Below are 26,958 nucleotides of genomic sequence, written 5' to 3'. Positions count from 1 at the left end.
ATGCATTACTCACCCGTTCGCCACTCGTCAGCGGGAGCAAGCTCCCCTGTTACCGTTCGACTTGCATGTGTAAAGCATGCCGCCAGCGTTCAATCTGAGCCAGGATCAAACTCTTCAGTTCAATCTTTGCAAAACTGGCTGACGCAATTCTCAAAAGAACTTCTGAAAGTTCTTCCTTGACTGTGTAAGCCTTGCTTTTCAGCAAGCGCCTACACTTATCGGTTGTCTGTTTTGTTAAAGAGCTTTTTCCGAACTGAATCAGCTACTTGCTGCTTCGTTCGGCGCTGCGTCGTGCAGCGAGGAAGCGAACTATACGTTCACTCCCCGACCCCGTCAAGCGACCGCAGCGACTTTTCTGGCACGAATTCGCTATCTGACTGTTTTCAAATGCACTATGCGGCAGCGATCAGCACGCGATCAAGCCATCGCTGCGGCAGCAGATGCCACAAGAACCAGAACAGATGGGTCGGAAACGTGACCCGGTAGCGCGCCCTGGGCCGTCGGGACTCCAGCGAACGCGCCACGACGGCCGCCACCGCCTCGGCCGGCAGCGTCATCCGGCTGCTGGCGTCCGGCTTGCCGAGGCGGGCCAGCTCCTGCCGGTAACGCGCGGCATGTGCACTGTGCTCCATGTCGATGTTTGCATGCAGGCGCACCAGGGCATTGGGGCGGAAGCGGCTGACAATCGGCCCGGGTTCGACCAGGCTGACCCCGATACCGCTGCCGTCGAGTTCCAGCCTCAGCGTATCGGCCAGGCCCTCCATGGCGAACTTGCTGGCGTTGTACGCCCCCCGCCAGCGCATGGCGGCAAAGCCGAGCACCGACGAGTTGAACAGGATCCGCCCCCGCCCCTGCCGCCGCATCAGGGGCAGCACGGCGGCCGTCAGTTCCCAGGCGCCGAACAGATTGGTTTCGAACTGGGCACGCAGTGCCGCGCGCGGCACGTCTTCCACCGCCCCCGGCTGGCCGAAGCCGGCATTGTTGAACAGCGCATCCAGCCGGCCGCCGGTTTCCTTCTCTATATGAGTGACCGCGGCATGGATTGAATCACTGTCATCGACATCCAGCCACAGTGCATCCGGAAACGATGCCAGCAGGGTGTCCACGTCCTGCTGGCGCCGGGCGGCAGCAAAGACCCGCCAGCCCTGCCGGTGCAGCAGGGTGGCCGTCGCCAGCCCGATGCCGCTCGAACAACCGGTGATCAGGATCGATCTGGTTTCCATGGTGATAAGCCCTTTTTAATCGCCAAACGTTAAAACGCACAGCTTAGTATTCCATTTCTTCCCGATTTTCCACGGAGACCATTTTGGGCCTGCATTCCATTGGCACCCCCCTGATGTACGTCGGCTTCTTCAGCGCCGTCATCGCGATGATCGCCATCGACATCATCGCCCTGAACAAAAAAGGTGATCACAAAGTTGGCGTGAAGGAAGCGCTCGGCTGGACTGCCGTCTGGGTTTCCATCGCCATGCTGTTCAATCTGTGGCTGTGGTGGCACATCAAGTCGGATGTCAGCAGCGGGCTGGACGAGATGGCCCGCTCGGCCCTGGCCGACCAGAAGGCGCTGGAATTCCTGACCGGCTACCTGATCGAGAAATCGCTGGCCGTCGACAATATCTTCGTGTTCCTGCTGATCTTCGGCTATTTCAAGGTACCGGTCGAATACCAGCGCCGCGTCCTGCTGTACGGCGTGCTGGGCGCGGTGGTCATGCGCGCGATCATGATCGTGGTCGGGGCAGCGCTGGTCGCCCGCTTCGAGTGGGTGCTGTACCTGTTCGGCGCCTTCCTGATCTTCACCGGGATCAAGATGATGATGCCGGAGAAGGAAGCCGGGGATGATCTCGGCAACAACCGGCTGGTCAAATGGCTGCGCGGCCATCTGCGCATGACCAAGGACTTCCATGGCGAGCACTTCTTTGTCCGCAAGGGCGGCATCCTGTGGGCAACGCCAATGTTCCTGGTGCTGACCATGATCGAAGTGTCCGACGTGGTGTTCGCTGTCGACAGCATCCCGGCCATCTTCGCGGTGACGCTGGACCCGTTCATCGTCATGACGTCGAACATCTTCGCCATCCTCGGCCTGCGGGCGATGTATTTCCTGCTGGCGGATGTGGCCGACCGCTTCCACCTGCTGAAGTACGGGCTGGCGGTGGTGCTGACCTTTATCGGCACGAAGATGCTGCTGCTGCACGTGTACAAGATTCCGACCGTCATTTCGCTGACGGTGGTGTTTGCGGTGATTACCACGTCCATCGTGCTGTCGCTGCTGTCCACGCGCAAGAACCAGTAAAAAATGTCGCATTCCGGTTATTTCACCGGCGAAAGTGTCGTTTCAGTGAAATGCCACTACCGGTCTAGAGTGTAAACTCCACAATGCTGAAACGACCTGCCATGGCAGGTCGTTTTTCATTTCATCCCGTGGAGTTTCATTTTGCGTTTGAGCATCAACAAGCCGTCCTTCCCTTCCGCCCTGTCCGCACTGGCGCTGGCCCTGGCGGCTGGCGGCGCCTCCGCTGCCGGTTTCCAGCTGTCGGAGCAGAGCGTCACGGCGTTGGGACGCGCCTACGCCGGTGCCGGCATCGTCGGCGACGACCTGTCGGCCGCGTTCTACAACCCCGCCGGCATGACGCTGAACAGCGGCACGTCGGTTCAGGCCGGTGTGGTCGCCGTCAATGTGCGCCCGAGTTTTGACGGCACCGAGAACGGCCGCCCGGTCCATGGCAACGGCAGCGGCTGGGCCGGCATTCCCAATGCCTATCTGGTTGCCTCGCCGACCGATCGCCTGCGCCTCGGTCTGGCCATCACCGCCCCGTACGGACTGAAGACCGACTATGGCAGTCGCTGGGCCGGTGCCGATCACGGTTACAAGAGCTCCATTGTCACCATCGACATCAATCCGTCGCTCGCCTATCGGGTCAATGACTGGCTCAGCGTCGGCGCCGGCGTATCGGCCCAGTATGCGCGGGCCAAGTTCAGCGCCCGGGCGATGAATGTGGTCGATACCCAGGTCGACGCCGATGGCTGGGACTATGGCTACAATGCCGGCGTGATGCTGACGCCGGGCGCGAATACCCGCATCGGCCTGTCGTACCGCTCGAAAATCGATCACCATGAAACCGGCGATGCCCATGTCGGCAAGCTCGGTTACGGCGTCCACGCCGACGTGACGGTGCCGGAGTCGGTCGAACTGACCGGTCTCCAGCGCCTTGACGATCGCTGGTCGGTCACCGGCAGTGTCCGCTGGAGCAACTGGTCGCGGCTGCAGTCGATCGACATCCACCCCGACAGCAACGGTCTGCCGATCAGCCTGCCGCAGAACTGGGGTGACTCGTGGTATTTCTCGCTCGGCACGGACTATCGCCATGATGACCAGTGGACCTTCCGCGGCGGTCTCGCCTACGAGACCACGCCGATCAAGCGCGCCGAGGACCGTACACCGATCATTCCCGACTCGGACCGGCTGTGGACCTCGCTCGGCGCCAGCTGGCGACTCGATGCCCATTCGACGCTGGATTTTGCCTATGCGCACCTGTTCAGCGTCGGCGACCGCGCCAGCCGGCACAAGGTGGGCGGGTCGACGCTGGATGGCGAATACTCGCTGGCCGGCGACCTGTTCGGCCTCCAGTACCAGTACCGGTTCTGAACCGGCGCTGCCTGCCGCCGACCGACCGGAACCACCGGACGGCGGCGGTTTTTTTGCGCCATCGATATTCATTGGCGGCTTATCTGGCCGCAGCCTGGCGTTTCTCGTTACAATTCCGTCGTTTTGTTCACAGCAGACATCATGGTCAAGACTGCCAAATCCCCCGCCAGTTTCGAAGAAGCCGTCGCCCAGCTCGAAGGGCTGATCCGCGAACTGGAAAGCGGTGAGCTGCCGCTGGACGGCGCGCTGTCCGCATACAAGCAGGGCAGCGAGCTGCTGTCGTTCTGCCAGAGCCGGCTGACCGACGCCGAGCAGCAACTGAAAGTGCTGGAAAACGGCGTGCTGCGCCCGCTGGAGCCCGGCAATGACTGATACCGGACTGGCTGGCTGGATGCAGGCCATGCAGCAGCGCACGGAAACGGCGCTGGACGCCCGTCTGCCCGGTCTCGACCATAGCGCCCGCGATCTGTCGGCCGCGATGCGTTACGCCGTGCTCGGCGGTGGCAAGCGTGTGCGTCCGCTGCTGGTATTCGCCGCCGGCGAGCTGGCAAAGGCGCCATGGCCGGCCCTCGATGCGGCCGCCTGCGCGGTCGAACTGGTCCACGCCTATTCCCTCGTGCACGACGACCTGCCGTGCATGGATGACGATGTGCTGCGTCGCGGCAAGCCGACCTGTCATGTCGCTCATGGCGAAGCCACAGCGCTGCTGGCCGGCGACGCGCTGCAGACGCTGGCTTTCGATGCGCTGTCGGCCCCGCTGGACGATGTCCCGGCCGGCCGCCAGTTGCAGATGCTGCAATGCCTCGCCCGCGCCAGCGGCGCGGCCGGCATGTGCGGCGGCCAGGCCATTGACCTGGCATCGGTCGGCCAGCCGCTGGAGCAGACCGAACTCGAGTACATGCACTGCCTGAAGACCGGCGCGCTGATCCGGGCCGCCGTGCTGCTCGGCGCCCATGCCGGACAGGCCGACCGCGCCATGCTCGATACACTGGACGCCTACGCCAAGCGCATCGGTCTCGCCTTCCAGGTCATCGATGACGTTCTCGACTGCGAGGGCGATGCGGCGACACTCGGCAAGACCGCCGGCAAGGATGCCGCCCATGACAAACCGACCTATGTCAGCCTGATGGGACTGGGCGAAGCGAAAGCCTATGCGCGTGCGCTGCACGCCGACGCCCTCGCCGCCCTCGCCCCGTTCGGCGATCGCGCGCGGCGCCTGGGCGAACTGGCCGACTATATTGTCGTGCGTTCGTTCTGACTCGTCTGCCAACCCGAGCCGGCGGCCTTGCCGTCGGCCTTCATACCGATAGCAACATGACTGCGCTGCTCGACACCATTCAGACCCCGGCCGATCTCAGACGGCTCGATCGCAAGCAGCTGCCCCAGCTTGCCGAAGAACTTCGCGACTTCCTGGTCGAATCGGTCAGCCGGACCGGGGGGCATTTCGCGTCCAATCTGGGCTCGATCGAACTGACCATCGCCCTGCACTACCTGTACAACACGCCGGAAGACCGTCTGGTCTGGGATGTCGGCCATCAAACTTATCCGCACAAGATCCTGACCGGTCGCCGTGAGCGCATGGGCACCATGCGCCAGAAAGGCGGTCTGGCCGGTTTCCCCAAGCGCGAAGAATCCGAATACGACACCTTTGGCGTCGGCCATTCCTCGACCTCGATCGGTGCGGCGCTCGGCATGGCCGCCGCGGCCAAACTGACCGGTTCCGGCCGGCGCGTGGTTGCCGTGATCGGCGATGGTGCAATGACGGCAGGTCAGGCGTTCGAGGCACTGAACAATGCCGGGGCGATGGATACCGACCTGCTGGTGATCCTCAACGACAACGACATGTCGATTTCGCCGAATGTCGGCGCGCTGAACCATTATCTGACCAAGCTGATGAGCGGCCGCTTCTACGCGACGATGAAGGAAGGCTCGAACAAGGTGCTCGGCATCGCCCCGCCGCTGCAGAAGCTGGCGCACAAGGCGGAAGAGCAGCTGAAAAGCCTGATTACGCCGGGCACGCTGTTCGAGGAATTCGGCTTCAACTATCTGGGGCCGATCGACGGTCACGACCTGCCGACGCTGATCGACACGCTGTCGAACGTGAAAAAGCTCAAGGGACCGCAGTTCCTGCACGTGGTCACCCGCAAGGGCCACGGCTACAAGCTGGCCGAGAACGACCCGATCGCCTACCACGGCGTTTCCAGGTTCAGTCCGCAGGACGGGTTGCCGGCCGGCAAGACCGGCGGCGGCAAGCCGACCTATACCCAGGTGTTCGGCGACTGGCTGTGCGACATGGCCACGCTCGACGAGCGGCTGATCGGCATCACGCCGGCAATGCGCGAAGGTTCGGGCATGGTCCGCTTCGAAAAGGAGCACCCGACACGCTATTTCGACGTCGGCATTGCCGAACAGCACGCGGTGACTTTTGCCGCCGGGCTGGCCTGTGAAGGGCGCAAGCCGGTGGTCGCCATCTATTCGACCTTCCTGCAGCGCGCCTATGACCAACTGATTCACGATGTGGCAATCCAGAACCTGCCGGTCATGTTCGCCATCGACCGTGCCGGCCTGGTCGGCGCCGACGGCCCGACCCACGCCGGCGCTTTCGACCTGTCCTATCTGCGCTGCATCCCGAACCTGATCGTGCTGGCACCGTCGGACGAGAACGAATGCCGGCAGATGCTGTATACCGCCTTCCTGCACGATGGCCCCAGTGCCGTGCGCTATCCGCGCGGCAGTGGTCCCAACGCTGCCATCGAGGCCGACATGCATCCGCTGCCGCTCGGCCGTGGCGTGGTACGGCGTCAGGGCAAGCGGATCGCGATCTGTGCCTTCGGCAGCATGGTACAGCCAGCGCTGGCCGCGGCCGAAGCACTGGACGCCACCGTGGCCGACATGCGCTTCGTCAAGCCGCTTGACCGCGAATTGCTGCGTTCGCTGGCGGACAGCCACGACTGGCTGGTCACCATCGAGGAGAACGAGATCATGGGTGGCGCCGGCAGCGCCGTGCTCGAAGCGCTGGCCGAAGCCGGCATCGACCGGCCCGTGCTGCAGCTCGGCCTGCCCGACCATTTCGTCGAGCATGGCGATCCGGCACTGCTGCTGGCCGAATGCGGGCTCGATGCTGCCGGCATTGAACGGTCGATTCGCGCCCGGTTCGCCCTGTAAGCGCTTCCCGGCGTCACGGCCTGGACGGCCGTGACGCGCGATGTCCGACTTCTTTACTCGGGTATTGGCGGCCGATATAATTCCGAACTTGATCTGCATCAGGATTCAGAATTTTCCGATGACCTCTGCCGCCATTCCCGACGTGCAAAGCACGCCCGATACCCGCAATATCGCCATCAACAAGGTCGGCATCAAGTCGATCCGCCATCCGGTTCGCGTCGCCGACCGGGCGGGCGGGGTCCAGCACACCATTGGCGTGTTCAACATGTACGTGCATCTGCCGCACAATTTCAAGGGCACGCACATGTCACGTTTCGTCGAGATCCTCAATGTGCATGAGCGCGAGATCTCGGTGGAGAATTTCGAGTCCATCGTCCGCGACATGTGCGAACGGCTCGAAGCCGAATCCGGTTATCTGGAAATGAGTTTCCCGTACTTCATCGACAAGACCGCGCCGGTTTCCGGGGTAAAGAGTCTGCTCGATTACGACATCACCTATGTCGGCGAACTGCGCGGCGGCAAGTATTCGTTCACCATGAAGGCGCTGGTGCCGGTCACCAGCCTGTGCCCGTGTTCGAAAAAAATCTCCGAGCGCGGCGCACACAACCAGCGTTCGCACATCACCATCACCGCCACCACCAATGCCCATGTGTGGATCGAGGAGCTGGTCGCGATCGCCGAAAGCCAGGCGTCGTGCGAACTGTACGGCCTGCTGAAGCGCCCGGACGAGAAGTACGTGACCGAGCGCGCTTACGACAACCCGAAGTTCGTCGAGGATCTGGTGCGCGATGTCGCCGCCGCGGTCCACAGTGATCCGCGCATCGATGCCTATGTAGTGGAAAGCGAGAATTTCGAGTCGATCCACAATCACTCGGCCTATGCGCTGATTGAGCGCGACAAGCGCGTGCAGGGCTGATTCGCACAGTCCCGCAAGCCGGAAACGGACACCTCGCGTGTCCGTTTTTCATTGCCCGATACAGACAATTACAACTGGGTATCCCGGCACAATAGATCAGCAATAGCTGGCATCAATAATGACCGTGTCACCCCCTGCTGCAAGAGGCCAGCATCATGTCACGGATCTTACGATCGCTTTCCGTCGTCGCCCTGCTGATGGGCGCGACCGCCCCGGCGTTCGCCGACGGGCAATTCAACAGCGCACTGGGCGGCGCACTCGGCGGTGGTCTTGGCGCGGCCATCGGTGGCCAGGCCGGCGGCAGCGACGGGGCCATTATCGGCGGTGCGCTCGGTGGCGCGCTCGGCGCGGCGGTGGCCACCCCGCGTGAAGATGTCCGCTATATCGGCTATCGCGATGATGACTATCGCCGCCCGCCGCCACGTTACGACAACGGCTGGCATAACGGCTGGAACCGGCCGGTCTATCGCCCTGGGCCGCCACGCGGAGACTGGCGCTACGACCATGACCGCTGGGACCGGCGCGACCGGGGATGGGACCGTCATGACCGCGGCTGGGACCGGCATGATCGGGGTTGGGACCGGGGTCGCGGCGACGGCTGGCGTCACGACTGATTCATGATTTTCTGCGGCCGGACGCTACCCACGTCCGGCCGCAGTCACATTCAGCAGGTGGCAAGGCCTTCAACTGGCGCAGATCGATAGAGGGATACGATGCCATGCAGAGAGCGGATCGGCCGGGAGGCCCGCCACTGTCGTCAGCCGTGATGACGAGGTAGCATGCGGCCCCGGCCCCTTCGGGGCAAATCCCGGAGCACCCTGATGCACAAAGACCTGCACGAGGCGAACCGGCTGTCGTGGAACGCCGCCACAGTGGCCCACAACAGCCACAAGGGCGACCAGGCCGCCTTCTTCCGCGCTGGCGGCTCGACGCTGTTCCCCGAAGAATGTGAACTGCTCGGCGATATCGCCGGACTGGAGCTGCTGCACCTGCAATGCAATGCCGGACAGGACAGTCTCAGCCTCGCCCGGCTCGGCGCCCGCGTGACCGGTGTCGATATTGCCGACGAGGCGATCGACTTCGCCAGCCAGTTGGCACGCGACAGCGGCATCCCGGCCCGCTTCGAGCGCGCCGACCTGTTCGACTGGTTCGATGCCGCGATCCATGACGGCCGCCGCTTCGACCGGGTGTTCGCGTCCTATGGTGCGCTGTGCTGGCTGTCCGATCTCGGGACCTGGGCGCGCGGCATTGCCGGCGTGCTCAAACCCGGCGGTCACTTCACCCTGGTCGAATTTCACCCGTACGCGATGGTGTTCGACCCGCACTGGACACCTCATTACGACTATTTCCATGCCGGACCGGTTACCGAGGAGGATGGCGTCGGTGATTATGTCGCCGACTCGGGCAAGGGACTGGCACCGGTCGACTATCAGCCGGGTATCGTGCAGTTCAACAATCCGCACCCGAGCCATGAATTCAGCTGGGGCATCGCCGAGGTAGTCAGCGCGCTGATCGCGGCCGGGCTGCGCATCGAACGACTGAGCGAGTATCCGTATTCGAATGGCTGGCGCGGCTTCGATGACATGCGCGAGCTCGAAGGCCGGCGCATGGCGCCGCCAGCCCACCTGCCGACGCTGCCGCTGATGTACGGCCTCACCGCCCGCCACGGCTGAGTGGTACCTGTGCTGCTTGAACAGTCATTTACATCTGGTTCACGGATGCCAACAGCGTGGCAACACCTGTCTCCGATAATGGATCCACAACATTGAATACCCATCCAGAGAGGCACCCACCATGACCCGAACGGCCACACGTTTTCTGCTGACCCTTCTCCTTGCCGGCGGCATCGCGGCACCGGCCATGGCCGGCGGCGCAGAATGGGACGCCGCCCTTGGCGGTGCACTGGGCGGCGGCCTGGGCGCTGCCGTCGGCCAGCACCTGGGCGGCCGCAATGGTGCCATCATCGGTGGTGCCGCCGGTGGCGGCCTGGGTGCGGCCGTGACCGCACCGGAAGAACGCCGGGTCGATTACCGCCGTTCGGACCGGGGCTACCATCGCGGCCACTACAAGCACAAACACAAGCACGACCGTCACTGGGATTGATGGTTTCGCCCTGGGGCGCGTCATTCCCTCCGCGCCCCGTCAGCACCGCCCGCCCCGTCGTGGGCGTTTTTTATTTGCATCTGGCGGAAATGCGGTGACGGCGTCATCATCAGCCGATCAACATCCCGACACCGGATCATGACCGAGACCCTGATATTGACTGCCACCGACAAGCGCGGCCGCTATGCCGAGCTGCTCCCGCAACTGGAAGCCCTGGCAGAGGAAAGCGATGCCGTCGCGCGCCAGGCCAATCTGGCCGCTGCCCTGCACCAGGCTTTTGGCTGGCACTGGGTCGGCTTTTACCGCGTCGACGGACAGCAACTGGTGCTCGGGCCGTTCCAGGGGCCGGTTGCCTGCACCCGCATTCCATTCGGCCGCGGCGTCTGCGGCACGGCGTGGCGGGACAAGTGCACTCTGGTGGTCGACGACGTCGACGCCTTTCCCGGCCATATCGCCTGCTCCAGCCTGAGCCGGTCCGAGATCGTGGTACCCGTTTTCGACCGTGACGGCCAGGTCGCCGGGGTGCTGGATGTCGATGCGATCGACATCGGTCACTTTGACGACATCGACCGCGACGCGCTGGAACGGTTGTCGGCCCGGCTGACCGGGCTGCATCCGTATCCCCTGTAACCGCACGCACCGCCAGAAAGGCCGCCCGCCATGACGCCGATTTCCGATACCGCGCTGAAGCAACTGTTTGTCGATGCCCGCACGCACAGCCACTGGCAGCCCCGCCCGGTGCCGGACGCGGTACTGCGCTCGCTGTACGAGATGCTGCGCTATGCGCCGACCAGCGCCAACTGCTCACCGGCCCGCTTCGTATTCGTCCGGTCCACGGAAGGCAAGGCGCGGCTGAAACCGTGCCTGGCCGCCGGCAATGTCGACAAGACCATGGCCGCGCCGGTCACGGCCATCGTCGCCCATGACAGCCAGTTCACCGAGCTGCTGCCGCGGCTGTATCCGCACGCCGACGCCCGCAGCTGGTTTGCCGGCAACCAGCCGCTGACCGATGTCACGGCATTCCGCAATGGCACGCTGCAGGGCGGCTACCTGATCCTGGCCGCGCGGGCGCTCGGGCTGGATTGCGGTCCGATGTCCGGTTTCGACAATGCGGCGCTGGATGCCGAGTTCTTTCCCGACGGCCGCTGGAAGTCGAATTTTCTGGTCAATCTCGGCTTCGGCGAGGCCGGCAAGCTGCATGCCCGCTCGCCCCGGCTGGCGTTCGACGACGCCTGCCGGCTGGCCTGAGCCCCCGGCCGTGCGCCGCGGGCGCAAGGCCTGCAGTATACTTTGTGCCACTTTCACCTCCATTCAGGTAAGCCCATGTACCAGCTCGTCCGCCCACTGCTGTTCCGGCTCGATGCCGAAAAAGCCCACCATCTGGCGCTGAACAGCCTGCGCACGCTGAACAACTGGGGTCTCGATGGCTTCCTGAACCGGCCGGTCGCGGACTGCCCGGTCGACGTCATGGGCATGAAGTTCCCGAATCCGGTCGGCCTGGCCGCGGGCCTGGACAAGAACGGCGAATACATCGATGCACTGGCCGGCATGGGCTTCGGCTTTATCGAGGTCGGCACGGTCACGCCGCTGCCGCAGCCGGGCAACCCGCGCCCGCGCATGTTCCGGCTGACCGAAGCCGAAGCCATCATCAACCGCATGGGTTTCAACAACCTCGGCGTCGACAATCTGGTCGAGAACGTGCGCCGCGTCCGCTACCGCGGCATTCTCGGCATCAATATCGGCAAGAATGCCAGCACGCCGAACGACCGTGCCATCGACGACTACCTGATCTGCCTGAACAAGGTCTATCCGCACGCCAGCTATGTCGCGGTCAACATTTCATCGCCGAACACCAGGAACCTGCGCGACCTGCAGGGCGGCGAGCAGTTGAACCAGTTGCTGAACGCGCTGCACATGCGCCAGCTCGAACTGGCGGACCAGCACGGCCGCTATGTGCCGCTGGCGATCAAGATCGCACCGGATCTGGACACCATCGCCATCCGCGAGATTGCCGACATGCTGGCCTTCCACCGCATGGATGCCGTCATCGCCACCAATACCACCGTGTCGCGCAATGGCGTACTGCACCTGCCCGGAGCCGCCGAGACCGGCGGGCTGTCCGGCGCGCCGCTGGTCGGCAAGTCCACCGAGGTCATCACCGAACTGGCGACCGCCCTGGCCAGCCGGCTGCCGATCATCGGCGTCGGCGGCATCCTGCGTGGCGACCAGGGCTGGGAGAAGCTCCAGGCCGGCGCCTCGCTGCTTCAGCTGTACAGCGGCCTGATCTACAAGGGCCAGAGTCTGGTCGGCGATACGGCCGACGCCTGCCGCTATTACTTCGACCAGAATCCGACCCGGCGCGTGTTCCAGCGCGTGGTGTCGCAGGCGGCCGAACCCGAAGCGGAAGAGGCGGCACCGCGCATGGAAAGCATGGACATCCCCGATTTCAATGCCGGGCAAACCGGCGACGTGGAGGTGGCAGCGAGCGACGCCGGCGCACCAGCGACGACCGGCGAAACGCCGGCAGCGGATGCCGGAGCGCCCCAGCCAGCCTCCACACCGTCGGACGCCCCTCCCGCCGCGCCGGCATCGCAGCCATCCGGCAACCACTCCCGGCTGGTCTGACCCCCGGGCGCCGGCTGGCGACAGCCGGTCAGCTATTTAATGATTGGCTAATGTTCAAATCAAACACTAGCGAATGAAGTCCACACGAGGTCCAAAGATGCTCAATACCTTTGTCAAACCCGCACTGGTCGCGACCGTGGCCGCCCTGACCCTGGCCGGCTGCGCCAGCAACTCGGCGTCGCTGTATACCACCAGCCAGGCGCAGCGCGTGCAGACCGTCGAGCTTGGCACCGTGGTCTCGGTGCAGAATGCCCGTATCCAGGGCGACAACAATCCGCTGTACACGCTGGGTGGTGCAGCCCTTGGCGGGCTGGCCGGCAGCAATGTCGGCAAGGGTACCGGCGCGGCCGCCGGCGCCATTGTCGGGGCACTGCTCGGCGGCGCGGCCACCAATGCCGCGCAGAAGAACATGGGGGGCCAGGCCGCCTACGAGATTACCGTGCAGCTGGATACCGGCCGCACGATCTCGATCGTCCAGCAGGCCGATACGCCGATCAGCAGCGGCATGCGCGTGCGCGTGCTGTCCGGCGGCGGTGCCGACCGCGTCGTCCCGCTGTAACGCCCCCTGCCGTGGTGACCGGCGCCGGCTCAGTCCGGCCCGGCATCGGCCGCCACGCGGCGCCACTGCCCGTCCACCAGACGCTCCAGCGGCTGGTAGCGGGTCTTGTACGCCATCTTGCGGCACTCGCGGACCCAGTAGCCCAGGTACAGGTACGGCAGCTGCAGCCGGACCGACAGGCCGATCTGCCACAGCACGTTGTAGACACCGTAGCTGGCCTTCTCGTCATCCGGGTCGAAGAAGGTGTAGACCGCTGACAGGCCGTCGTCCAGCCGGTCGATCAGGCTGACCATCTTCAGCACGCCATTGTCGCGAAATTCGGCCAGCCAGCTGTCGACGCCGCTTTTCAGAATGAATTCGGTGTACTGGCTGCGGTCGTCCCCGGCCATGCTGCCGCCGGCATGCCGGCTGCTCTGGTAGCGCTGATACAGCTGGTAGTGTTCCTCGTCGTAGCCCAGCGGCAGCAGCCGCGCACTCAGGCCACCGTGCCGGCGGGCGGCGCGGCGCTGGCTGCGGTCCGACGCGAACTCGCTGACCGGGATGCGCACCGACACGCAGGCCGCACAGTGGTCGCAATACGGCCGGTAGGTAAACAGCCCGCTGCGGCGAAAGCCGATCTTGACCAGCTGGCTGTACACCCGGGTATCGATCGCCTCGGACGGGATGGCGACCTGCGACCGCGCCTGACGATCGTCCAGGTAGCTGCACGGATAGGGTGCCGTCGCATAAAAATGGACGGTGAAGATCCTGTCGTTATCGCGATGGCTCATTGTCGTGCCGCCAGTTCCACAGTCCGGCCGGCGCGGGCGCGTCGACTGCCGGTTTCAATCGGGCCACGAACGCGTCGCGGGAAATTTCCCGCCCGCCCAGGCTCGCCAGGTGTGCGGTCTTCATCTGGCAGTCGATCATCGGCACGCCGGCCGCTGCCAGACGGCGAACCAGATGGACAAGGGCCAGCTTGGACCCGTCGCTGGCGCGCGAAAACATCGATTCGCCGAAGAACATGCGTCCGAGCATGATCCCGTACAGACCGCCAACCAGTTCGCCATCGATGCGGGTCTCGACCGAGTGCGCATGGCCCATGCGGTGCAATTCGGTATAGGCAGTAATGATGTCGTCGGTGATCCAGGAGCTGGGGCGGGCCGGCGTGGGCGCGGCGCACTCGCGCATCACGCGGGGGAAATCGGTGTCGACGGTAATCGAATAGCGACGATGGGCCAGTGTCTTTGCCAGCGAGCGCGTCACCCGCAGCTCATCGGTGAACAGCACCATGCGCGGTGCCGGACTCCACCACAGCACCGGCTCGCCGTCGGAAAACCACGGGAAGATGCCCTGGCGGTAGGCGTCGAGCAAACGGGCCGGATGCAGCTCCAGCCCGGCGGCCAGCAATCCGTTCGGGTCCGCCATGGCGGTATCGAGCGGAGGAAACGGGTCGCCGGGCCGCAGCCATGCGATCATGGTTCGGTTTCGAGATTGCGGTGTTCGCAGTTAACTTTCTGGCACTTCGCGTACAGGTACAGCGCATGGTCCTCGATGGCGAAGCCATGGCGTTCGGCGATGCGGTCCTGCAGGGTTTCCAGTTCCGGTTCAAAGAATTCGACCACGCGGCCACAGTCGAGACAGACCAGATGATCGTGGTGATGACCGTGGTTCAGCTCGTAAACGGCACGGCCGGATTCGAAATGGTGACGCATCAGGATGCCCGCCTGCTCGAACTGGGTGAGCACGCGGTAGACCGTCGCCAGCCCGACATCGATATGCTCGGCCAGCAATTTGCGGTAGACATCCTCGGCGGACAAATGCCCCTGGGTACTGGACTCGAACAGATTGAGGATCTTGAGTCGCGGTCCGGTGGCCTTCAGGCCGATGCTCTTCAGTTGTTCTGCCTGATTCATGATTCTGCCTGATTCATTGTGTAGACGTGGTACCTCTTCGCTTTTCAGCTATGATATAGCCTTTTCGCGCCTTGCCCAACTCAGCCCCGGACATGTTCAAGACTAAGCTCGCGCCTCTCGCTTCCGTTCTGCTCCTCTCTGCTTGCAGTCTGCAGAGTCTTCCCGGCTTCCTGCAGCCGCACACCATTGATATTCAGCAAGGGAATGTTGTAACGCAAGATGAAATCGACAAGCTTCGGGTCGGCATGACCCGTTCGCAGGTCCGCTTCGTCCTCGGCACGCCGATGCTGGCCGACATGTTCCACGCCAATCGCTGGGACTATCAGTTCCAGCTGCGCCGTGCCGGCAAGCTTGAAGATGCCAAACGCTTCAGCGTCATCTTCGAGAACGACCTGCTCGCCCGCTGGGAAGGCGACGGCTTCCCGCCGCGCCGTCCGCAGGTCATCGATGCAGTCGCAATCCCGGCCGCCGCCGATGGTGCAGCGCCGGCCACGGCGCCGGCGGCCGACAGCGCGCAGGACACGGCAAAATGAGTGACATCAAGCTGGTTATCGCCGGTTGCGGCGGCCGCATGGGTCGTTCGCTGATCGAAGCCGTGCTGGCCACGCCCGGCGTGCGCCTGCACGCCGCGCTGGAACGCGACGGCAATCCGCTGATCGGCCAGGACGCCGGTCTGGCCATCGGCCAGCAGACCGGCGTGGCAATCGGCAGCGATGTCGATGCGGCGCTGGCCGGCGCCGATGCGCTGATCGACTTCACCCGCCCGGAAGGCTCGCTGGCGTTCCTCGCCGCCTGCCGTCGCCATGGCGTGAACCACATCATCGGCACCACCGGTTTCGATGACGCGGCCCGCGCGGCGATTGCCGAGGCCGGCACCGAGATCGGCATCGTCTGCGCGCCGAACTTCTCGGTCGGCGTGAACCTGAGCTTCAAGCTGCTCGACATCGCCGCCCGCGTGCTCAACGAGGGGTTCGATGTCGAAATCCTTGAAGCGCACCATCGCTACAAGGTCGATGCCCCGTCCGGCACCGCGCTGCGCATGGGCGAGGTAGTGGCCAATGCACTGGGCCGCGACCTGAAGACCTGCGCGGTCTACGGCCGCGAAGGCGTGACCGGTGAACGCGATCCGAACACCATCGGCTTTGCCACCGTGCGTGGCGGCGACGTGGTCGGCGACCACACCGTACTGTTCGCCGCCCTCGGCGAACGGGTCGAGATCACCCACAAGGCCTCCAGCCGCCTGACCTTTGCCAACGGCGCCGTTCGCGCCGCCCGCTGGCTGGCCGGGCAGCCGCGCGGCCTGTACGACATGCAGGACGTGCTCGGCCTGCGCTGACCGGCAGACCGACCCCGTCCATGCTGCTCCGCCCGGCCCGTCTTGCCGCCCTGCTGCTGCTCCTGACCGGTGGCATCGCCATCGTGACGCTGCTGCTCGGGGTCGGCAGCGGCTGGCGCGACGTGCTGGCCGGTGACCCCTTCGCCATCGAACTCATTACCCGGTTGCGTGCCCCGCGCCTGCTGACAGCCATGGCTGCCGGCTGCGTGCTGGCGGTTGCCGGCGCCGCCATGCAGGCCCAGTTCCGCAATCCGCTGGCCGAGCCGGGACTGATCGGCGTGTCGTCCGGTGCCGCGCTCGGCGCGGCCTTTGCGCTGTCGCTCGGCGCCGGCGGCTGGATCGTGGCGCTGGTCAGCTTTGCCGGTGCCCTGCTGGCCTCGACCGTTGCCCAGCGCATTGCCGGGCTGCGCGCCGGCACCGCCGACCTGCTGCTGGCCGGCGTCGCCGTCAACAGCTTTGCCGGCGCTGCGCTGACACTGATCATCACCTTTGCCGACGACCGCACGCTGCGCGGCATTACCTTCTGGCTGCTCGGCAGCTTTACGCTGGCCGACTGGCCGATGGCGCTGAGCCTGCTGGCCATTGCCGCCCTGATCACACTCTGGATCTGGCGCTGCTGGCCGCTGCTGAACACCCTGCTGCTGGGCGAACGGGTCGCTTTCCACACCGGTTTCGACGCCGCCCGCGAACGCCGCAAGCTGACCATTCTGACCGCCGCCGCCGTCGGCATCACCGTGGCGGCAGTCGGCACCATCAGCTTTGTCGGGCTGATCGTTCCGCACATTCTCCGCCGCCTGTCCGGCGGTCACTACCGCACACTGATCCCGCTGACGGCGCTGGGCGGCGCATTCGCCCTGGCCCTGGCCGATCTGGTCGCGCGCCAGGTGATGCCGCCGAACGAATTGCCGGTCGGCGCCATCACCAGTCTGGCCGGTGCGCCATTCTTCCTGTGGCTGCTGCGCGGCCGGCAGTCGGCATGAGCCTGGCGGCCGAGCAGCTTGGCCTCGGACACGGCGCACAGCAACGGCTGGCACAGGTGTCACTGACCGTCGCCCCCGGCGAGCTGATTGCCGTGCTCGGTGCGAATGGCGCCGGCAAGTCGACGCTGCTGGCACTGCTGGCTGGCGAAACCCTCCCCGGCAGCGGGCAGGTCACGCTCGGCGGCCAGCCGCTGCGTCGGCAATCTCCCCGGCAGCTGGCGCGCCAGCGCGCACTGCTGCCGCAGCGGCTGGAGTCTGCGCCGGGACTGCGTGCGCGCGACGTGATTGCCGTCGGCCTGTTTCCGCATGATCAGGACTGGAACCCTGCCCTGCCTGCCCTGCAGCGCGCACTGGCACTCAGCGACAGCCTGTCGCTGATCGACCGCGACTATGACGCCCTGTCCGGCGGCGAACAGGCACGGGTGCAACTGGCCCGGGTCTTCGTTCAGGTGCTGGCCGGCAAGGGAGAACGCTATCTGCTGCTGGACGAACCGGCGGCAGCGCTCGACCTCGCCCATCAGGAAACACTGCTGCGGGCCTGCCGCACGCTGGCTCACCAGGATGGCATCGGGGTGATCGCCGTGCTGCACGATCTGAACCTGGCTGCGCGCCACGCCGACCGCATCGCCCTGTTCGCCCGCGGCCGGCTGGTCGCAGACGACACACCGGCCCTGGCGCTGACGGCGGCACGGATTGCCGATGTGTTCGACCAGCCGGTGCACGTGCTGGCACATCCGACCCGGCCCGACATTCCGGTGTTCGTGCCGGCCGACCCCGACCGCTGATTACCTCTGCCCGGACTCAGTCGCGGAAGTTGTTGAACTGCAGCGGCACGTCGGTCACTTCCTTGCGCACCAGGGCAATGGTTTCCTGCAGCAGATCGCGCTTGGCGCCGGACACACGCACGGTATCGCCCTGGATCGACGCCTGCACCTTCAGCTTGGCATCCTTGATCAGCTTGACCAGCCGCTTGGCCAGCTCGGTCTCCACCCCGACCTTGACGGTCACGGTCTGCTTGACCTTGTTGCCACTGACCTTGTCCAGCTTGCCGTAATCAAGACAGCGGACATCGACGTCGCGCTTGGCCAGCTTGGTGATCAGAATGTCCTTGACCTGGTCGAGCTGGAAATCGCTGTCCGCATACACGGTCAGCACCTTGTCGGCCAGTTCCACCCGGGCGTCCGAGCCCTTGAAATCGTAGCGGGTGCCGACTTCCTTGTTGGTCTGATCCAGCGCATTCTTGACCTCGACCAGGTTCACTTCCGACACGATATCGAACGACGGCATGACATGATTCCTTTCGGGGCAATGTAAACCGGCCATTGTACCCGAGCTGTCATGGCACACTGGAAGTCCGGTTTCATCTTTTTCCTAATCCATTTTCTCCGTATTCCTAACGATTTCCCGCAGAAAAAATGAAATGATTCTCATTACGAAATGAGATCTGCAGGGAAAGCATGAACGTACTTGCCCGGCCCCACCCGGTCCCGCTGTCACCGCTGCTGCTGGCGCTGAGCCTGGCCTTCCCGGCCACCGCCATGGCCGACGACCCAGCCGCTACGCTGGAACACGTCACCGTCAGCGACGAACGCCAGCGCGGCTTTCTCGCCGACACGGTCGAAGTCGGCACCTTCCGCGGCGCCTCCATCCTGGAGGTACCGGCCACCGTCAACGTGGTCACGCGCGAGGTCCTCGACGCGCAGGCCGCCACCGGCATTCATGACGCGCTGCGCAATACCGCCGGTGTCACCCGCCAGCAGCTGGCCGGCGATACCTTCGATCACCTTGCCATTCGCGGCATCACGCTGGAAAACCGCAGCAACTATCGGCTGAATGGTTCGCTGCCGCTGATCAACCTGGTCGGCACCCCGCTGGAAAACAAGGAGCGGGTCGAGGTCCTGAAGGGCGTGTCGGCGCTGTACTACGGCTTCACCACCCCGGCCGGCATCGTCAACCTGGTGAGCAAGCGCGCCGGCTTCACGCCGGTCAGCCGTGCCGGGCTGACGCTGGACGACAACGGCGGCACACTGCTGTCGGCCGATCTGGGCCGCCGCTTCGGCGAACGGCAGCAGTACGGGGTGCGCATCAATGCGGTCGGCGGCACGCTGCGTTCCGCCATCAACGGCGTCGACGGGCGGCGCGAGCTGGCCAGCCTGGCACTGGACTGGAAGGCCAGCGAGCGCCTGAACCTGAAGGCCGACATCGAACACTACCGCAAGAAGATCACCGAACAGACCAGTCTGATCGTGCCGAAAGCCCGCAACGGCCGCATCGCCCTGCCGGCCCTGCCCGACCCGAAGCAGCGCCTGGCACCGCGCTGGGCCGTATTCGACGGCCAGGCGGACAACCTGTTGCTGCGCGCCGACTACAGCCTCAGCGACAACTGGATGCTGACCCTGGAAACCGGCGGCACCGAAGCCTCGCGCCGGCGCGCCGCCACCCAGCTTGACGGCTACGACATCCACAGTGGCGACGGCAGACTGAGCGGCCAGCGCCAGCGCGGAGAGTGGCACAGCCGCCTGCTGCGCACGCAACTGGTCGGCCAGTTGCAGACCGGCCCGCTCAGGCACGAGCTGATCGCCGGTTACGCGCAAAGCCGCCTGACCCAGGCCGCTTTCGACGCGGACAGCTTCCAGACCCGCCAGAACCTGTACCACCCGAGTGAACTGCCATGGCTCCCGGCCCGGGGAATCCGGCGCAACCCGGCCATCCACACCAGCGATCGCGGACTGTATGCAATGGACCGGCTGACCCTGTCGCCACGCTGGCAACTGGTTGCTGGCCTGCGCCATACCGACTACCGCAGCCACCGCGCCGACAGTCGCTACACTGCCAGCCTGAGCACGCCGCTGTTTGCCGCCCTGTTCAGGCCGACCCCGGACATGACGCTGTACGCATCACACGCCAGCGGTCTCGAACAGGGCGCACGTACGCCCCCCGAGGCGGTCAACCGCTACCAGCTGATGCCCCCCGGCATCAGCAAGCAGACCGAACTCGGCTGGCGGGCCGGCGGCGAAAAGGCGCTGCAGTTTTCCAGTGCGCTGTTCGCCATCGAGCGGCCTGCCGCCTATCTGGACACGCGCCGGGTATTCGTTCAAGAGGGGCGCGAGCACTATCGCGGGCTGGAAGCCTCGCTGCAGGGCGCGCTGGCGCGCGACTGGTCGCTGCAGGCATCGGCGCAGTGGCTGCAGGCCCGGTTGCGGCACACCGGACACCCGGACGGCAATGTGCCGGCGAACACCCCGGCCTGGACCGCCAGCCTGTTCGCCCGCTACACGGTTTCTGCCCTGCCCGGTCTGTCGGTCAATGGCGGGGCCTATTACACCGGCAGGCGCCCGGTCAATCACGCCAACCAGGCCTGGGTCGGCGGCTACACGCTGTTCGGGCTGGGCGCGCGCTACCAGCGGCGACTGTTCGGCCAGCGCACCGCCTGGCAGCTGAACGTCGACAATGCCGGCGACAAGCGCTACTGGGCAGGCGGCGCCGGCAGCAGCAAGACCTATCTGTCGGTCGGTGCACCGCGCAGCGCCCGGCTGACGATGACCGTGGATCTCTAGCCCGGGCTTATTTCTCCAGGTCCCAGATCGCCGCCTGCAGTGATTCCAGCCGGCCGGCCAGCGCCGTCTGCGCATCATTCAGTGCCTGGTTGTAGATTTCGCGCCCGGCCTTGTCGATGATGAAATCAAGCAGGAACTGAACGTCGAACTGGCCGAGTTCCACTTCCAGGGAATCGCGCAGGTAGCGCTGGACGTCCACGGCCAGGGCCTGGATCTGTTGCTGGTTCAGCAGGGACGGGGATGCCATCGTTCTTTTCTTTCCTGTTCATGCGTACCCGGCCCGGGGTGGCCGGCGTACAATCGTTCGTTATCCGCGCGAACCGCTCCGGTCCGTGCGCCCCCCTTTGCCACCCAGCAGAAAGCCCGACCATGTACCAACACATTCTCGTGCCCGTCGATGGCAGTCCGGAAGCCAGTCATGGCCTGCGCGAAGCCATCAACCTCGCCCAGAGCCTGAATGCCACGCTGAAGCTCGTGCACATTATCGACCCGATGGTCGCCTATATCGCGATGAACGACCTTGGTGGCGGCAATGCCGCCAGTCACACCGCCGCGCTGCGCGAGGCCGGCAAGACCATTCTCGAGCAGGCGCTGGCGCTGGCCACGGCAGCCGGCATCAAGGTCGAAACCGAGCTGTTCGAATGTACGGCACCGACCGTCGCCGACCTGATTGTCGAGCAGGCGCGACGCTGGCCGGCCGACATGATCGTCATGGGCACCCATGGCCGCCGCGGTCTGACCCGCTTGCTGATGGGCAGCGATGCCGAGATGGTACTGCGCAACAGCCCGGTCCCGGTGCTGATGGTGCGCAGCGCCTGAGCCGGCCTCAGGCCGCCGCTTGCCGCGCCGTCCGTTGCTGGCGGCGCAGCACGATCGCACTGTGGCCGCAGGTCAGCAGAACCGCCAGCCAGATCGGCCCGTAAGTGCCGAGTCCGGCGGCGGTAAACGGTTCGCCAAGGAACAGCAGCGAAATCACGAACAGCAGGACCGGTTCCACATAGCCGAGAATGCCGAGCATGCTGATCGGCAGCAGTTTGCTGGCGCCAAGGTAGGCGGCAAACGCCGCCGCCGTCATCACGCCGAGGAACGGCAGCAGCAGCCACAGGACGGGACGGGCCGACAGCGCTCCGGTCGCGGCTGGCGTCAGGTAGATCGCCAGCGCAGCGAACGGCAGGATGACCAGCGTTTCCAGCAGAAAACCGCTGACCGGATCAAGATGCACCGCGCGGCGCAGCATCAGGTACGGCGGATAGCCCAGCGCAGTGACCAGCGTCACCCAGGAAAACGCCTGGGTCACGACCAGCTCGTGCAGCACGCCGAGGCAGGCCAGCGTCACCGCCACCCACTGCAGCCGCCCAGGCCGCTCGCGGTAAAACAGAAAACCGACCATCACCATCACCAGCGGCAGCAGGAAATAGCCGAGAGTGACTTCCAGCAGCCGCCCTTCCAGCGGTGCCCACATGAACAGCCACTGCTGCACGCCAAGCAGGAAGCCGTTGACCGGCAGCACCAGCCACAGCAGCGGCTCGTGCCGGAGCCGGCCCAGCGTGGTGGCAAACTTGCGCTGATGGCGCAGCAGGCCGAGCACCACCAGCATGCCCGGCACGGTCCAGACAATGCGCCAGGCAACAATTTCCAGCCCGTGCAGCGGCACCAGCAGCGTGGAATACCAGCCGAGGACGGCGAAGATCAGCGATGCCGTGACTGATAACAGTACGCCCTGGCCTGACAGCATGATGCAGTTTCCCGATTTGCAAGGCCGACGATGGTATCACCGCGCATGACATTGACAAGGGACAATCTGTTTGACGGATGTGCGACGAAAAAGACCCGCGCAAGCGCGGGTCATCAAGGTTACTGCCATGTCGGGTCAGTTTGCGCTGGTCGGCGCCGCCGCCGTGTCCTTGCCGGCACGGGTGTTCGCGGCGAGGAAATCGTCCAGTCCCTTGTGGACCAGCTCATAGGTCTTGTTGATGCCGCTGGCGATATCGCCCCCCAGCACGCCCAGCCCGTCGAGGATCTTGCTGGCTTCCTTGAAGCCGCGCTCGAAGCCACCGCGGATCAGGTCGACGAACTGGCTGGCGACCTGGTCCGGATCTTCGCCGGGATGCTGCGCGGCATAGGCGCCGAAGAAACCGGTCGACAGTTTCAGGATGCGGCTGGCGGTGGCTTCGGCCGAATTGTCCTGGCTCATCGCGTTCTGGATGGCATTCGGCCCGGCTGTTGGCGCCAGCACCTCGTTCAGCGCTTCGATGGCGGTGCGGAACACCAGTTCCTGCGAGCGGTCGCCGGATTTGACCGACAGGTCGACCGACGACTGCAGGATCTGCATGTTGGTTTGCTGGCGCACGGCATGGGCCGCGCCGGCGGCGGTGACCGGTGCGCTGGCGGTCGTGCCTTCGGGCGTTGCAGCCGTGCTCGCCCCCGGGGTGTTCGCCGACCAGGAAGGGGTCGTTGCCGAATTGATGCTGGGGGTGCTCATGCCTGCTCTCCAAAAGAAGTCCCTGTACAGATCAGATCGGTCAGCTTCCGGTAAACTTGAATCCGCGGCCACAACTGTCGTCATCCGGACGCGCTTCTTTTTCCCGTGGCCACACCGATATAAAGTGCGCTTTGTTTGCGTTGACGGCTGGCGTGCCAACGTCATAACGGCTAGTGTCACGCCATTTATCACCCCGTCAGGAGGAATCCATGCTGGAGCTGCAACATTTGCGTGTGTGCCTGGTAGAACCATCCAATCTGCAAAGCCACATCATTGTCCAACTGCTGGCCGAGCTGGGCATCACGCAAGTCGAAACGGTCGGCGACGCGGCCAGTGCGCTGAAGCGCGTGGCCGAGGCACCGGCGCCGGATGTACTGATCAGCGCGCTCTACCTGCCCGATGCCACCGGCACCGAGCTGGTGTACCAGCTGCGCGAGAGTGAAACCGACGCCACTCACCTGCCGTTCATCCTGGTCTCCAGCGAAACCAAGGCGCGCTACCTCGATCCGATCCGCCAGGCCGGCTGCATGGCGATCCTGCCCAAGCCGTTCGATGTAGCCCAGTTGCGCAAGGCGCTCGACAACACCATCGACTTCATCAATGCCGAGGATGATGACAGCGGTGACAACGATATCGACCTGGCCGACCTGGCCGTGCTGGTCGTCGATGACAGCCTGACCGCGCGCCGCCATATCCGCACCGTGCTCGAACGGCTCGGTTTCCAGCGCATCGTGGAAGCCACCGACGGCAGTGCAGCCATCCCGCTGCTGGAACAGACGCTGTTCGACCTGGTCATCACCGACTACAACATGCCCGAAGTCGACGGGCTGCAACTGGTGGACTTCATCCGCCAGCACAGCATGCAGAGCTCGGTGCCGGTGATGATGGTATCCAGCGAACACGACAATGGCCGGCTGGCCGCCGTCATGGATGCCGGTGTTTCGGCCATCTGCGACAAGCCGTTCGAGACCCGCACCATCCGCGGCATGCTGAACAAGATCCTGCGCGCCAGCGTCTGACGCGCGATTTCCCCGCAGCCGGCTCGGCTGCGGGGAACGGCACCCGCCGGAAAATTCCCTTTTCAGACACCGGTTTGCGATCTGTCAAGCAGAATGAATTTTGCGCTGTAAACTCACTGCAACAAAAGTGCAATATTAGTGGAGGATTATAACGGGTTACTCCCCTAACACGCCTCCGATGCCCTCCTCCGCCGCGCCTGCCGCGCCCGCCCCTTCGCTGTCTTCGATGCCCGTGCATGACCAGAAACCTGGTCTGCTTTCCACTTTCGTCTTTATCGGCCTGCTGGTCGGCGGTCTGCTGTTCACCGGTTACAACGTGGTGGCCGACATGAACGAGACCGGGGTGAAAGTCACTTCATGGTTACCCTATCTGGCGCTCGGCCTGGCGCTGCTGATCGCACTGGGTTTCGAATTCGTCAACGGCTTCCATGACACGGCCAATGCCGTCGCCACGGTGATCTATACCCATTCGCTCTCGCCGAATGTCGCGGTGGTCTGGTCAGGTTTCTTCAATTTCCTCGGCGTGCTGCTGTCCAGCGGGGCGGTGGCCTACGGCATCATTTCCCTGCTGCCGGTCGAACTGATCCTGCAGGTCGGCTCCAGTTCGGGCTTCGCCATGGTGTTCGCGCTGCTGATTGCCGCCATCCTGTGGAATCTCGGCACCTGGTGGTTCGGCCTGCCGGCCTCGTCGTCGCACACGCTGATCGGTTCGATCATCGGCGTCGGCATCGCCAATGCGCTGATGCACGGCCGCGATGGCGCCAACGGCATCGACTGGGCCCAGGCCACCAAGGTCGGCTACTCGCTGCTGCTGTCGCCGCTGGTCGGCTTCGGCTGTGCCGCGCTGCTGTTGCTGGTGCTGCGCAAGTGGGTCAGGAACAAGGCGCTGTATGAAGAACCGAAGGGCAAGACACCGCCGCCGCTGTGGATTCGCGGCCTGCTGATCCTGACCTGTACCGGCGTGTCGTTCGCGCACGGTTCCAATGACGGCCAGAAGGGCATGGGCCTGATCATGCTGATTCTGGTCGGCACGCTGCCGATGGCCTATGCGCTGAACCGCAGCATCCCGGCAGGCCAGGTCGAGCAGTTCGTGGTGCTGGCCCGCAATACCCAGCAGTCGCTGTCGGTCACCCCGCCGGCGACGCCCGATGCCCGCAAGGTGCTGGCCGATTTCGTCGAGTCCAAGCAGTCGCACGCCGAGCTGGGCCCGGCCCTGGCCGCCGTGATCGGCAGCATCGGCCAGCAGGTCAAGGCCTACGGCTCGCTGGCATCGGTGCCGACCGAGGCCAGTTCGGCACTGCGCAACGACATGTACCTGACCTCGGAAGCGATCCGTCTGCTGCAGAAGGACAAGACCGTGCATTTCGACGCGGTGACCAGCGAGCGGCTGGCCGCCATCAAGAAACAGATCGACAACAGCATCCGCTTCATTCCGTCGTGGGTGAAGGTGGCGGTCGCCATCGCGCTGGGGCTTGGCACCATGGTCGGCTGGAAGCGGATCGTGGTCACCGTCGGCGAGAAGATCGGAAAGTCGCACCTGACCTATGCGCAAGGCGCGTCGGCCGAGCTGGTCGCCATGATGACCATCGGCGCGGCCGACATGTACGGCCTGCCGGTGTCGACCACCCATGTGCTGTCGTCCGGCATCGCCGGCACCATGGCCGCCAACAAGTCCGGTCTGCAGATGTGCACCATCCGCAACCTGATGCTGGCCTGGGTGCTGACCATGCCGGCCGCCATCGTGCTGTCGGGCAGCCTGTACTGGCTGTTCACCCAGATGGCGACGCTGATGAAGTGAGGCGTGCCGACGGCCGGGAAGTCGATTGACCTGCATCAACGGGCCCGGTAGATTGCATTGACGCTTGTCCATGCGACTGACCAGACTGGGACAAACAGATAAAAGTCCCCGTCGGCAAATAAAGGAGAACCCATGTTTCCAGAGTACAGAGAACTGATTTCCCGGCTCAAAAGCGAAAATGGTCATTTTGAAAAGCTGTTCGACAAGCACAACGAAATGGACCAGCAGATCAAGAATATCGAGGCGAAGATCGAACCGGGCAGCCGTGAGGCCCTGGAATCGCTGAAGAAGGAAAAACTCAGGCTCAAGGACCAGCTGTACGACATCCTGCAAAAGGCAGATGCCGCCCGCTAGGGTCGAAATGTGCCGAGAACCCGCCGCCAGGCGGGTTTTTCATTGCCTGCCGCCGGCCATCGCGCCCGAACAGTTCCAGCGAATAGCTGACCGGAAAGCGGGGCTCCTCCGCCTCGATCAGCAGGTTCCAGTAGCCTCTGGCGGCCACGGTGAACTGGACCACGCGCAGCGGATGGCGCCCGCCGTTCATCCTCCGTACCAGGCCGGCTTCCAGATCCGCGTAATCGACGTCATCCAGCAGCCAGATTTTGCGCGCCTGCGAGCAGGCGACCCTGATGAGGTCGCCGCGGTTCAGAAACGTGCGCTGGTGGTGATAGTACATGTCATGGCATTCCGTCTGGAGAATTGCCAGACTATCGGCTCAGCAAATTCTTCATAAAGTCAGAATATTCCTATAGTTATCACTCCAATTTCTGAATGCAACATCACGCCCCGGACAGGACGGCAGCCATGCCGGAATGTTTTCGGCATATGACAAATCAAAAGATGCGCGAAATGGCGTGTCCGGACATGCTATGTTCCTGCC

At 64.4% G+C, this 26,958-nt stretch carries 31 protein-coding genes and 1 rRNA gene; 22 read left to right on the top strand and 10 right to left on the bottom strand.

Annotated features, from left to right (window positions below):
* Together Q352_RS0109080 and Q352_RS0109075 are read right to left on the bottom strand one after the other, a co-directional pair.
* Window positions 1-121, bottom strand: a 16S ribosomal RNA gene (locus Q352_RS0109080); the annotation flags it as partial.
* Between the two features lie 271 nt (window positions 122-392).
* Window positions 393-1,223: an SDR family NAD(P)-dependent oxidoreductase gene (locus Q352_RS0109075; RefSeq protein ID WP_028499078.1), complete on the bottom strand. Its 831-nt coding sequence runs from the start codon at window positions 1,221-1,223 to the stop codon at window positions 393-395.
* Window positions 1,224-1,336: 113 nt separating this feature from the next.
* Between Q352_RS0109075 and Q352_RS0109070 the strand changes: the two genes are divergently transcribed.
* From Q352_RS0109070 to Q352_RS0109010, 13 genes are all read left to right on the top strand, one after another.
* Window positions 1,337-2,290 carry a TerC family protein gene (locus Q352_RS0109070; RefSeq protein ID WP_036385831.1) on the top strand — a complete coding sequence of 318 codons (954 nt, stop codon included), beginning with the start codon at window positions 1,337-1,339 and terminating at the stop codon, window positions 2,288-2,290.
* 141 nt (window positions 2,291-2,431) lie between these two features.
* A complete protein-coding gene (locus tag Q352_RS20420; protein ID WP_159076085.1) occupies window positions 2,432-3,643 on the top strand; it encodes an OmpP1/FadL family transporter in 1,212 nt (403 codons plus the stop codon).
* A 141-nt stretch (window positions 3,644-3,784) separates the two neighbouring features.
* Window positions 3,785-4,015: an exodeoxyribonuclease VII small subunit gene (locus Q352_RS0109060; RefSeq protein ID WP_028499076.1), complete on the top strand. Its 231-nt coding sequence runs from the start codon at window positions 3,785-3,787 to the stop codon at window positions 4,013-4,015.
* Entirely contained in the window at window positions 4,008-4,901 is an 894-nt protein-coding gene (locus Q352_RS0109055) for a polyprenyl synthetase family protein (protein WP_028499075.1), read from the top strand. Before Q352_RS0109060 ends, Q352_RS0109055 begins: the two co-directional genes overlap by 8 nt.
* A gap of 56 nt (window positions 4,902-4,957) precedes the next feature.
* Window positions 4,958-6,808, top strand: a complete 1,851-nt coding sequence (gene dxs / locus Q352_RS0109050; protein ID WP_028499074.1) for a 1-deoxy-D-xylulose-5-phosphate synthase — start codon at window positions 4,958-4,960, stop codon at window positions 6,806-6,808.
* Window positions 6,809-6,926: 118 nt separating this feature from the next.
* Window positions 6,927-7,724 (top strand): GTP cyclohydrolase FolE2, encoded by a 798-nt coding sequence (gene folE2 / locus Q352_RS0109045; RefSeq protein ID WP_028499073.1) that lies wholly within the window; start codon window positions 6,927-6,929, stop codon window positions 7,722-7,724.
* 155 nt (window positions 7,725-7,879) lie between these two features.
* Window positions 7,880-8,338, top strand: a complete 459-nt coding sequence (locus Q352_RS22270) for a YMGG-like glycine zipper-containing protein (protein ID WP_199489847.1) — start codon at window positions 7,880-7,882, stop codon at window positions 8,336-8,338.
* Between the two features lie 207 nt (window positions 8,339-8,545).
* On the top strand, window positions 8,546-9,397 hold the full coding sequence (locus tag Q352_RS0109035; protein WP_028499072.1) for a class I SAM-dependent methyltransferase: 852 nt from the start codon (window positions 8,546-8,548) through the stop codon (window positions 9,395-9,397).
* A gap of 121 nt (window positions 9,398-9,518) precedes the next feature.
* Complete coding sequence (locus Q352_RS20410) at window positions 9,519-9,827, top strand: hypothetical protein (RefSeq protein ID WP_036385788.1); 309 nt, start codon at window positions 9,519-9,521, stop codon at window positions 9,825-9,827.
* A 138-nt stretch (window positions 9,828-9,965) separates the two neighbouring features.
* Window positions 9,966-10,457: a free L-methionine (R)-S-oxide reductase MsrC gene (gene msrC, locus Q352_RS0109025; protein WP_028499071.1), complete on the top strand. Its 492-nt coding sequence runs from the start codon at window positions 9,966-9,968 to the stop codon at window positions 10,455-10,457.
* Between the two features lie 30 nt (window positions 10,458-10,487).
* On the top strand, window positions 10,488-11,075 hold the full coding sequence (locus tag Q352_RS0109020) for a malonic semialdehyde reductase (protein ID WP_028499070.1): 588 nt from the start codon (window positions 10,488-10,490) through the stop codon (window positions 11,073-11,075).
* A gap of 75 nt (window positions 11,076-11,150) precedes the next feature.
* Complete coding sequence (locus Q352_RS20405) at window positions 11,151-12,452, top strand: quinone-dependent dihydroorotate dehydrogenase (protein WP_084300003.1); 1,302 nt, start codon at window positions 11,151-11,153, stop codon at window positions 12,450-12,452.
* 97 nt (window positions 12,453-12,549) lie between these two features.
* Window positions 12,550-13,011, top strand: a complete 462-nt coding sequence (locus Q352_RS0109010; RefSeq protein ID WP_028499069.1) for an outer membrane lipoprotein — start codon at window positions 12,550-12,552, stop codon at window positions 13,009-13,011.
* Window positions 13,012-13,040: 29 nt separating this feature from the next.
* Here the strand turns inward: Q352_RS0109010 and Q352_RS0109005 are convergent, their stop codons facing one another.
* From Q352_RS0109005 to fur, 3 genes are read right to left on the bottom strand one after another with little or no spacing between them, the layout of a single operon-like run.
* A complete protein-coding gene (locus Q352_RS0109005) occupies window positions 13,041-13,781 on the bottom strand; it encodes an arginyltransferase (RefSeq protein ID WP_028499068.1) in 741 nt (246 codons plus the stop codon).
* Window positions 13,765-14,469 carry a leucyl/phenylalanyl-tRNA--protein transferase gene (gene aat / locus Q352_RS0109000; protein ID WP_028499067.1) on the bottom strand — a complete coding sequence of 235 codons (705 nt, stop codon included), beginning with the start codon at window positions 14,467-14,469 and terminating at the stop codon, window positions 13,765-13,767. Before aat ends, Q352_RS0109005 begins: the two co-directional genes overlap by 17 nt.
* Complete coding sequence (gene fur / locus Q352_RS0108995; protein WP_199489846.1) at window positions 14,466-14,906, bottom strand: ferric iron uptake transcriptional regulator; 441 nt, start codon at window positions 14,904-14,906, stop codon at window positions 14,466-14,468. Before fur ends, aat begins: the two co-directional genes overlap by 4 nt.
* 92 nt (window positions 14,907-14,998) lie before the next feature.
* Here fur and Q352_RS20400 point away from each other — a divergent pair, with 92 nt between their 5' ends.
* Genes Q352_RS20400 through Q352_RS0108975 form a run of 4 tightly spaced genes read left to right on the top strand, consistent with a single transcriptional unit; the run spans window position 14,999 to window position 18,007 of the window.
* Window positions 14,999-15,439 (top strand): outer membrane protein assembly factor BamE, encoded by a 441-nt coding sequence (locus Q352_RS20400; RefSeq protein ID WP_084300001.1) that lies wholly within the window; start codon window positions 14,999-15,001, stop codon window positions 15,437-15,439.
* A complete protein-coding gene (gene dapB, locus Q352_RS0108985) occupies window positions 15,436-16,242 on the top strand; it encodes a 4-hydroxy-tetrahydrodipicolinate reductase (protein WP_036385785.1) in 807 nt (268 codons plus the stop codon). The genes Q352_RS20400 and dapB overlap by 4 nt, the downstream gene beginning before the upstream one ends.
* A gap of 20 nt (window positions 16,243-16,262) precedes the next feature.
* The gene (locus tag Q352_RS0108980) at window positions 16,263-17,222 is read left to right on the top strand and encodes a FecCD family ABC transporter permease (protein WP_051528802.1); all 960 of its coding nucleotides are present in this window, start codon (window positions 16,263-16,265) and stop codon (window positions 17,220-17,222) included.
* Window positions 17,219-18,007: a heme ABC transporter ATP-binding protein gene (locus Q352_RS0108975; RefSeq protein WP_028499063.1), complete on the top strand. Its 789-nt coding sequence runs from the start codon at window positions 17,219-17,221 to the stop codon at window positions 18,005-18,007. The genes Q352_RS0108980 and Q352_RS0108975 overlap by 4 nt, the downstream gene beginning before the upstream one ends.
* A gap of 16 nt (window positions 18,008-18,023) precedes the next feature.
* Here the strand turns inward: Q352_RS0108975 and Q352_RS0108970 are convergent, their stop codons facing one another.
* Window positions 18,024-18,509 carry a YajQ family cyclic di-GMP-binding protein gene (locus tag Q352_RS0108970; RefSeq protein WP_028499062.1) on the bottom strand — a complete coding sequence of 162 codons (486 nt, stop codon included), beginning with the start codon at window positions 18,507-18,509 and terminating at the stop codon, window positions 18,024-18,026.
* Between the two features lie 170 nt (window positions 18,510-18,679).
* On the opposite strand from Q352_RS0108970, the gene Q352_RS0108965 reads away from it, so the two are divergent.
* Window positions 18,680-20,779: a TonB-dependent siderophore receptor gene (locus Q352_RS0108965; protein WP_028499061.1), complete on the top strand. Its 2,100-nt coding sequence runs from the start codon at window positions 18,680-18,682 to the stop codon at window positions 20,777-20,779.
* 7 nt (window positions 20,780-20,786) lie between these two features.
* Here the strand turns inward: Q352_RS0108965 and Q352_RS0108960 are convergent, their stop codons facing one another.
* On the bottom strand, window positions 20,787-21,026 hold the full coding sequence (locus Q352_RS0108960) for a DUF2164 domain-containing protein (RefSeq protein WP_028499060.1): 240 nt from the start codon (window positions 21,024-21,026) through the stop codon (window positions 20,787-20,789).
* Window positions 21,027-21,148: 122 nt separating this feature from the next.
* Here Q352_RS0108960 and Q352_RS0108955 point away from each other — a divergent pair, with 122 nt between their 5' ends.
* Window positions 21,149-21,598 (top strand): universal stress protein, encoded by a 450-nt coding sequence (locus Q352_RS0108955; RefSeq protein ID WP_028499059.1) that lies wholly within the window; start codon window positions 21,149-21,151, stop codon window positions 21,596-21,598.
* A 7-nt stretch (window positions 21,599-21,605) separates the two neighbouring features.
* Here Q352_RS0108955 and rarD read toward each other — a convergent pair whose 3' ends face one another.
* Window positions 21,606-22,514 (bottom strand): EamA family transporter RarD, encoded by a 909-nt coding sequence (gene rarD / locus Q352_RS0108950; protein WP_028499058.1) that lies wholly within the window; start codon window positions 22,512-22,514, stop codon window positions 21,606-21,608.
* A 135-nt stretch (window positions 22,515-22,649) separates the two neighbouring features.
* Entirely contained in the window at window positions 22,650-23,261 is a 612-nt protein-coding gene (locus tag Q352_RS0108945; RefSeq protein WP_028499057.1) for a DUF5610 domain-containing protein, read from the bottom strand.
* 209 nt (window positions 23,262-23,470) lie between these two features.
* Here Q352_RS0108945 and Q352_RS0108940 point away from each other — a divergent pair, with 209 nt between their 5' ends.
* From Q352_RS0108940 to Q352_RS0108930, 3 genes are all read left to right on the top strand, one after another.
* Entirely contained in the window at window positions 23,471-24,280 is an 810-nt protein-coding gene (locus Q352_RS0108940) for a response regulator (RefSeq protein ID WP_028499056.1), read from the top strand.
* Window positions 24,281-24,506: 226 nt separating this feature from the next.
* Window positions 24,507-26,078, top strand: a complete 1,572-nt coding sequence (locus Q352_RS0108935) for an inorganic phosphate transporter (protein ID WP_234412964.1) — start codon at window positions 24,507-24,509, stop codon at window positions 26,076-26,078.
* 132 nt (window positions 26,079-26,210) lie between these two features.
* Window positions 26,211-26,432 (top strand): HP1242/YdcH family protein, encoded by a 222-nt coding sequence (locus Q352_RS0108930; protein ID WP_028499054.1) that lies wholly within the window; start codon window positions 26,211-26,213, stop codon window positions 26,430-26,432.
* On the opposite strand, the gene Q352_RS0108925 is transcribed toward Q352_RS0108930, so the two are convergent.
* Window positions 26,383-26,754 (bottom strand): DUF1883 domain-containing protein, encoded by a 372-nt coding sequence (locus Q352_RS0108925; RefSeq protein ID WP_028499053.1) that lies wholly within the window; start codon window positions 26,752-26,754, stop codon window positions 26,383-26,385. The two genes, Q352_RS0108930 and Q352_RS0108925, sit on opposite strands and share 50 nt — an antisense overlap.
* Window positions 26,755-26,958: the final 204 nt, after the last annotated feature.

Origin of the sequence: Microvirgula aerodenitrificans DSM 15089 (assembly GCF_000620105.1) — a bacterium.
Taxonomy (GTDB): domain Bacteria; phylum Pseudomonadota; class Gammaproteobacteria; order Burkholderiales; family Aquaspirillaceae; genus Microvirgula; species Microvirgula aerodenitrificans.
Note: the sequence above shows the minus strand (reverse complement) of the source record. Positions and strands in the feature narration are given on the sequence as shown.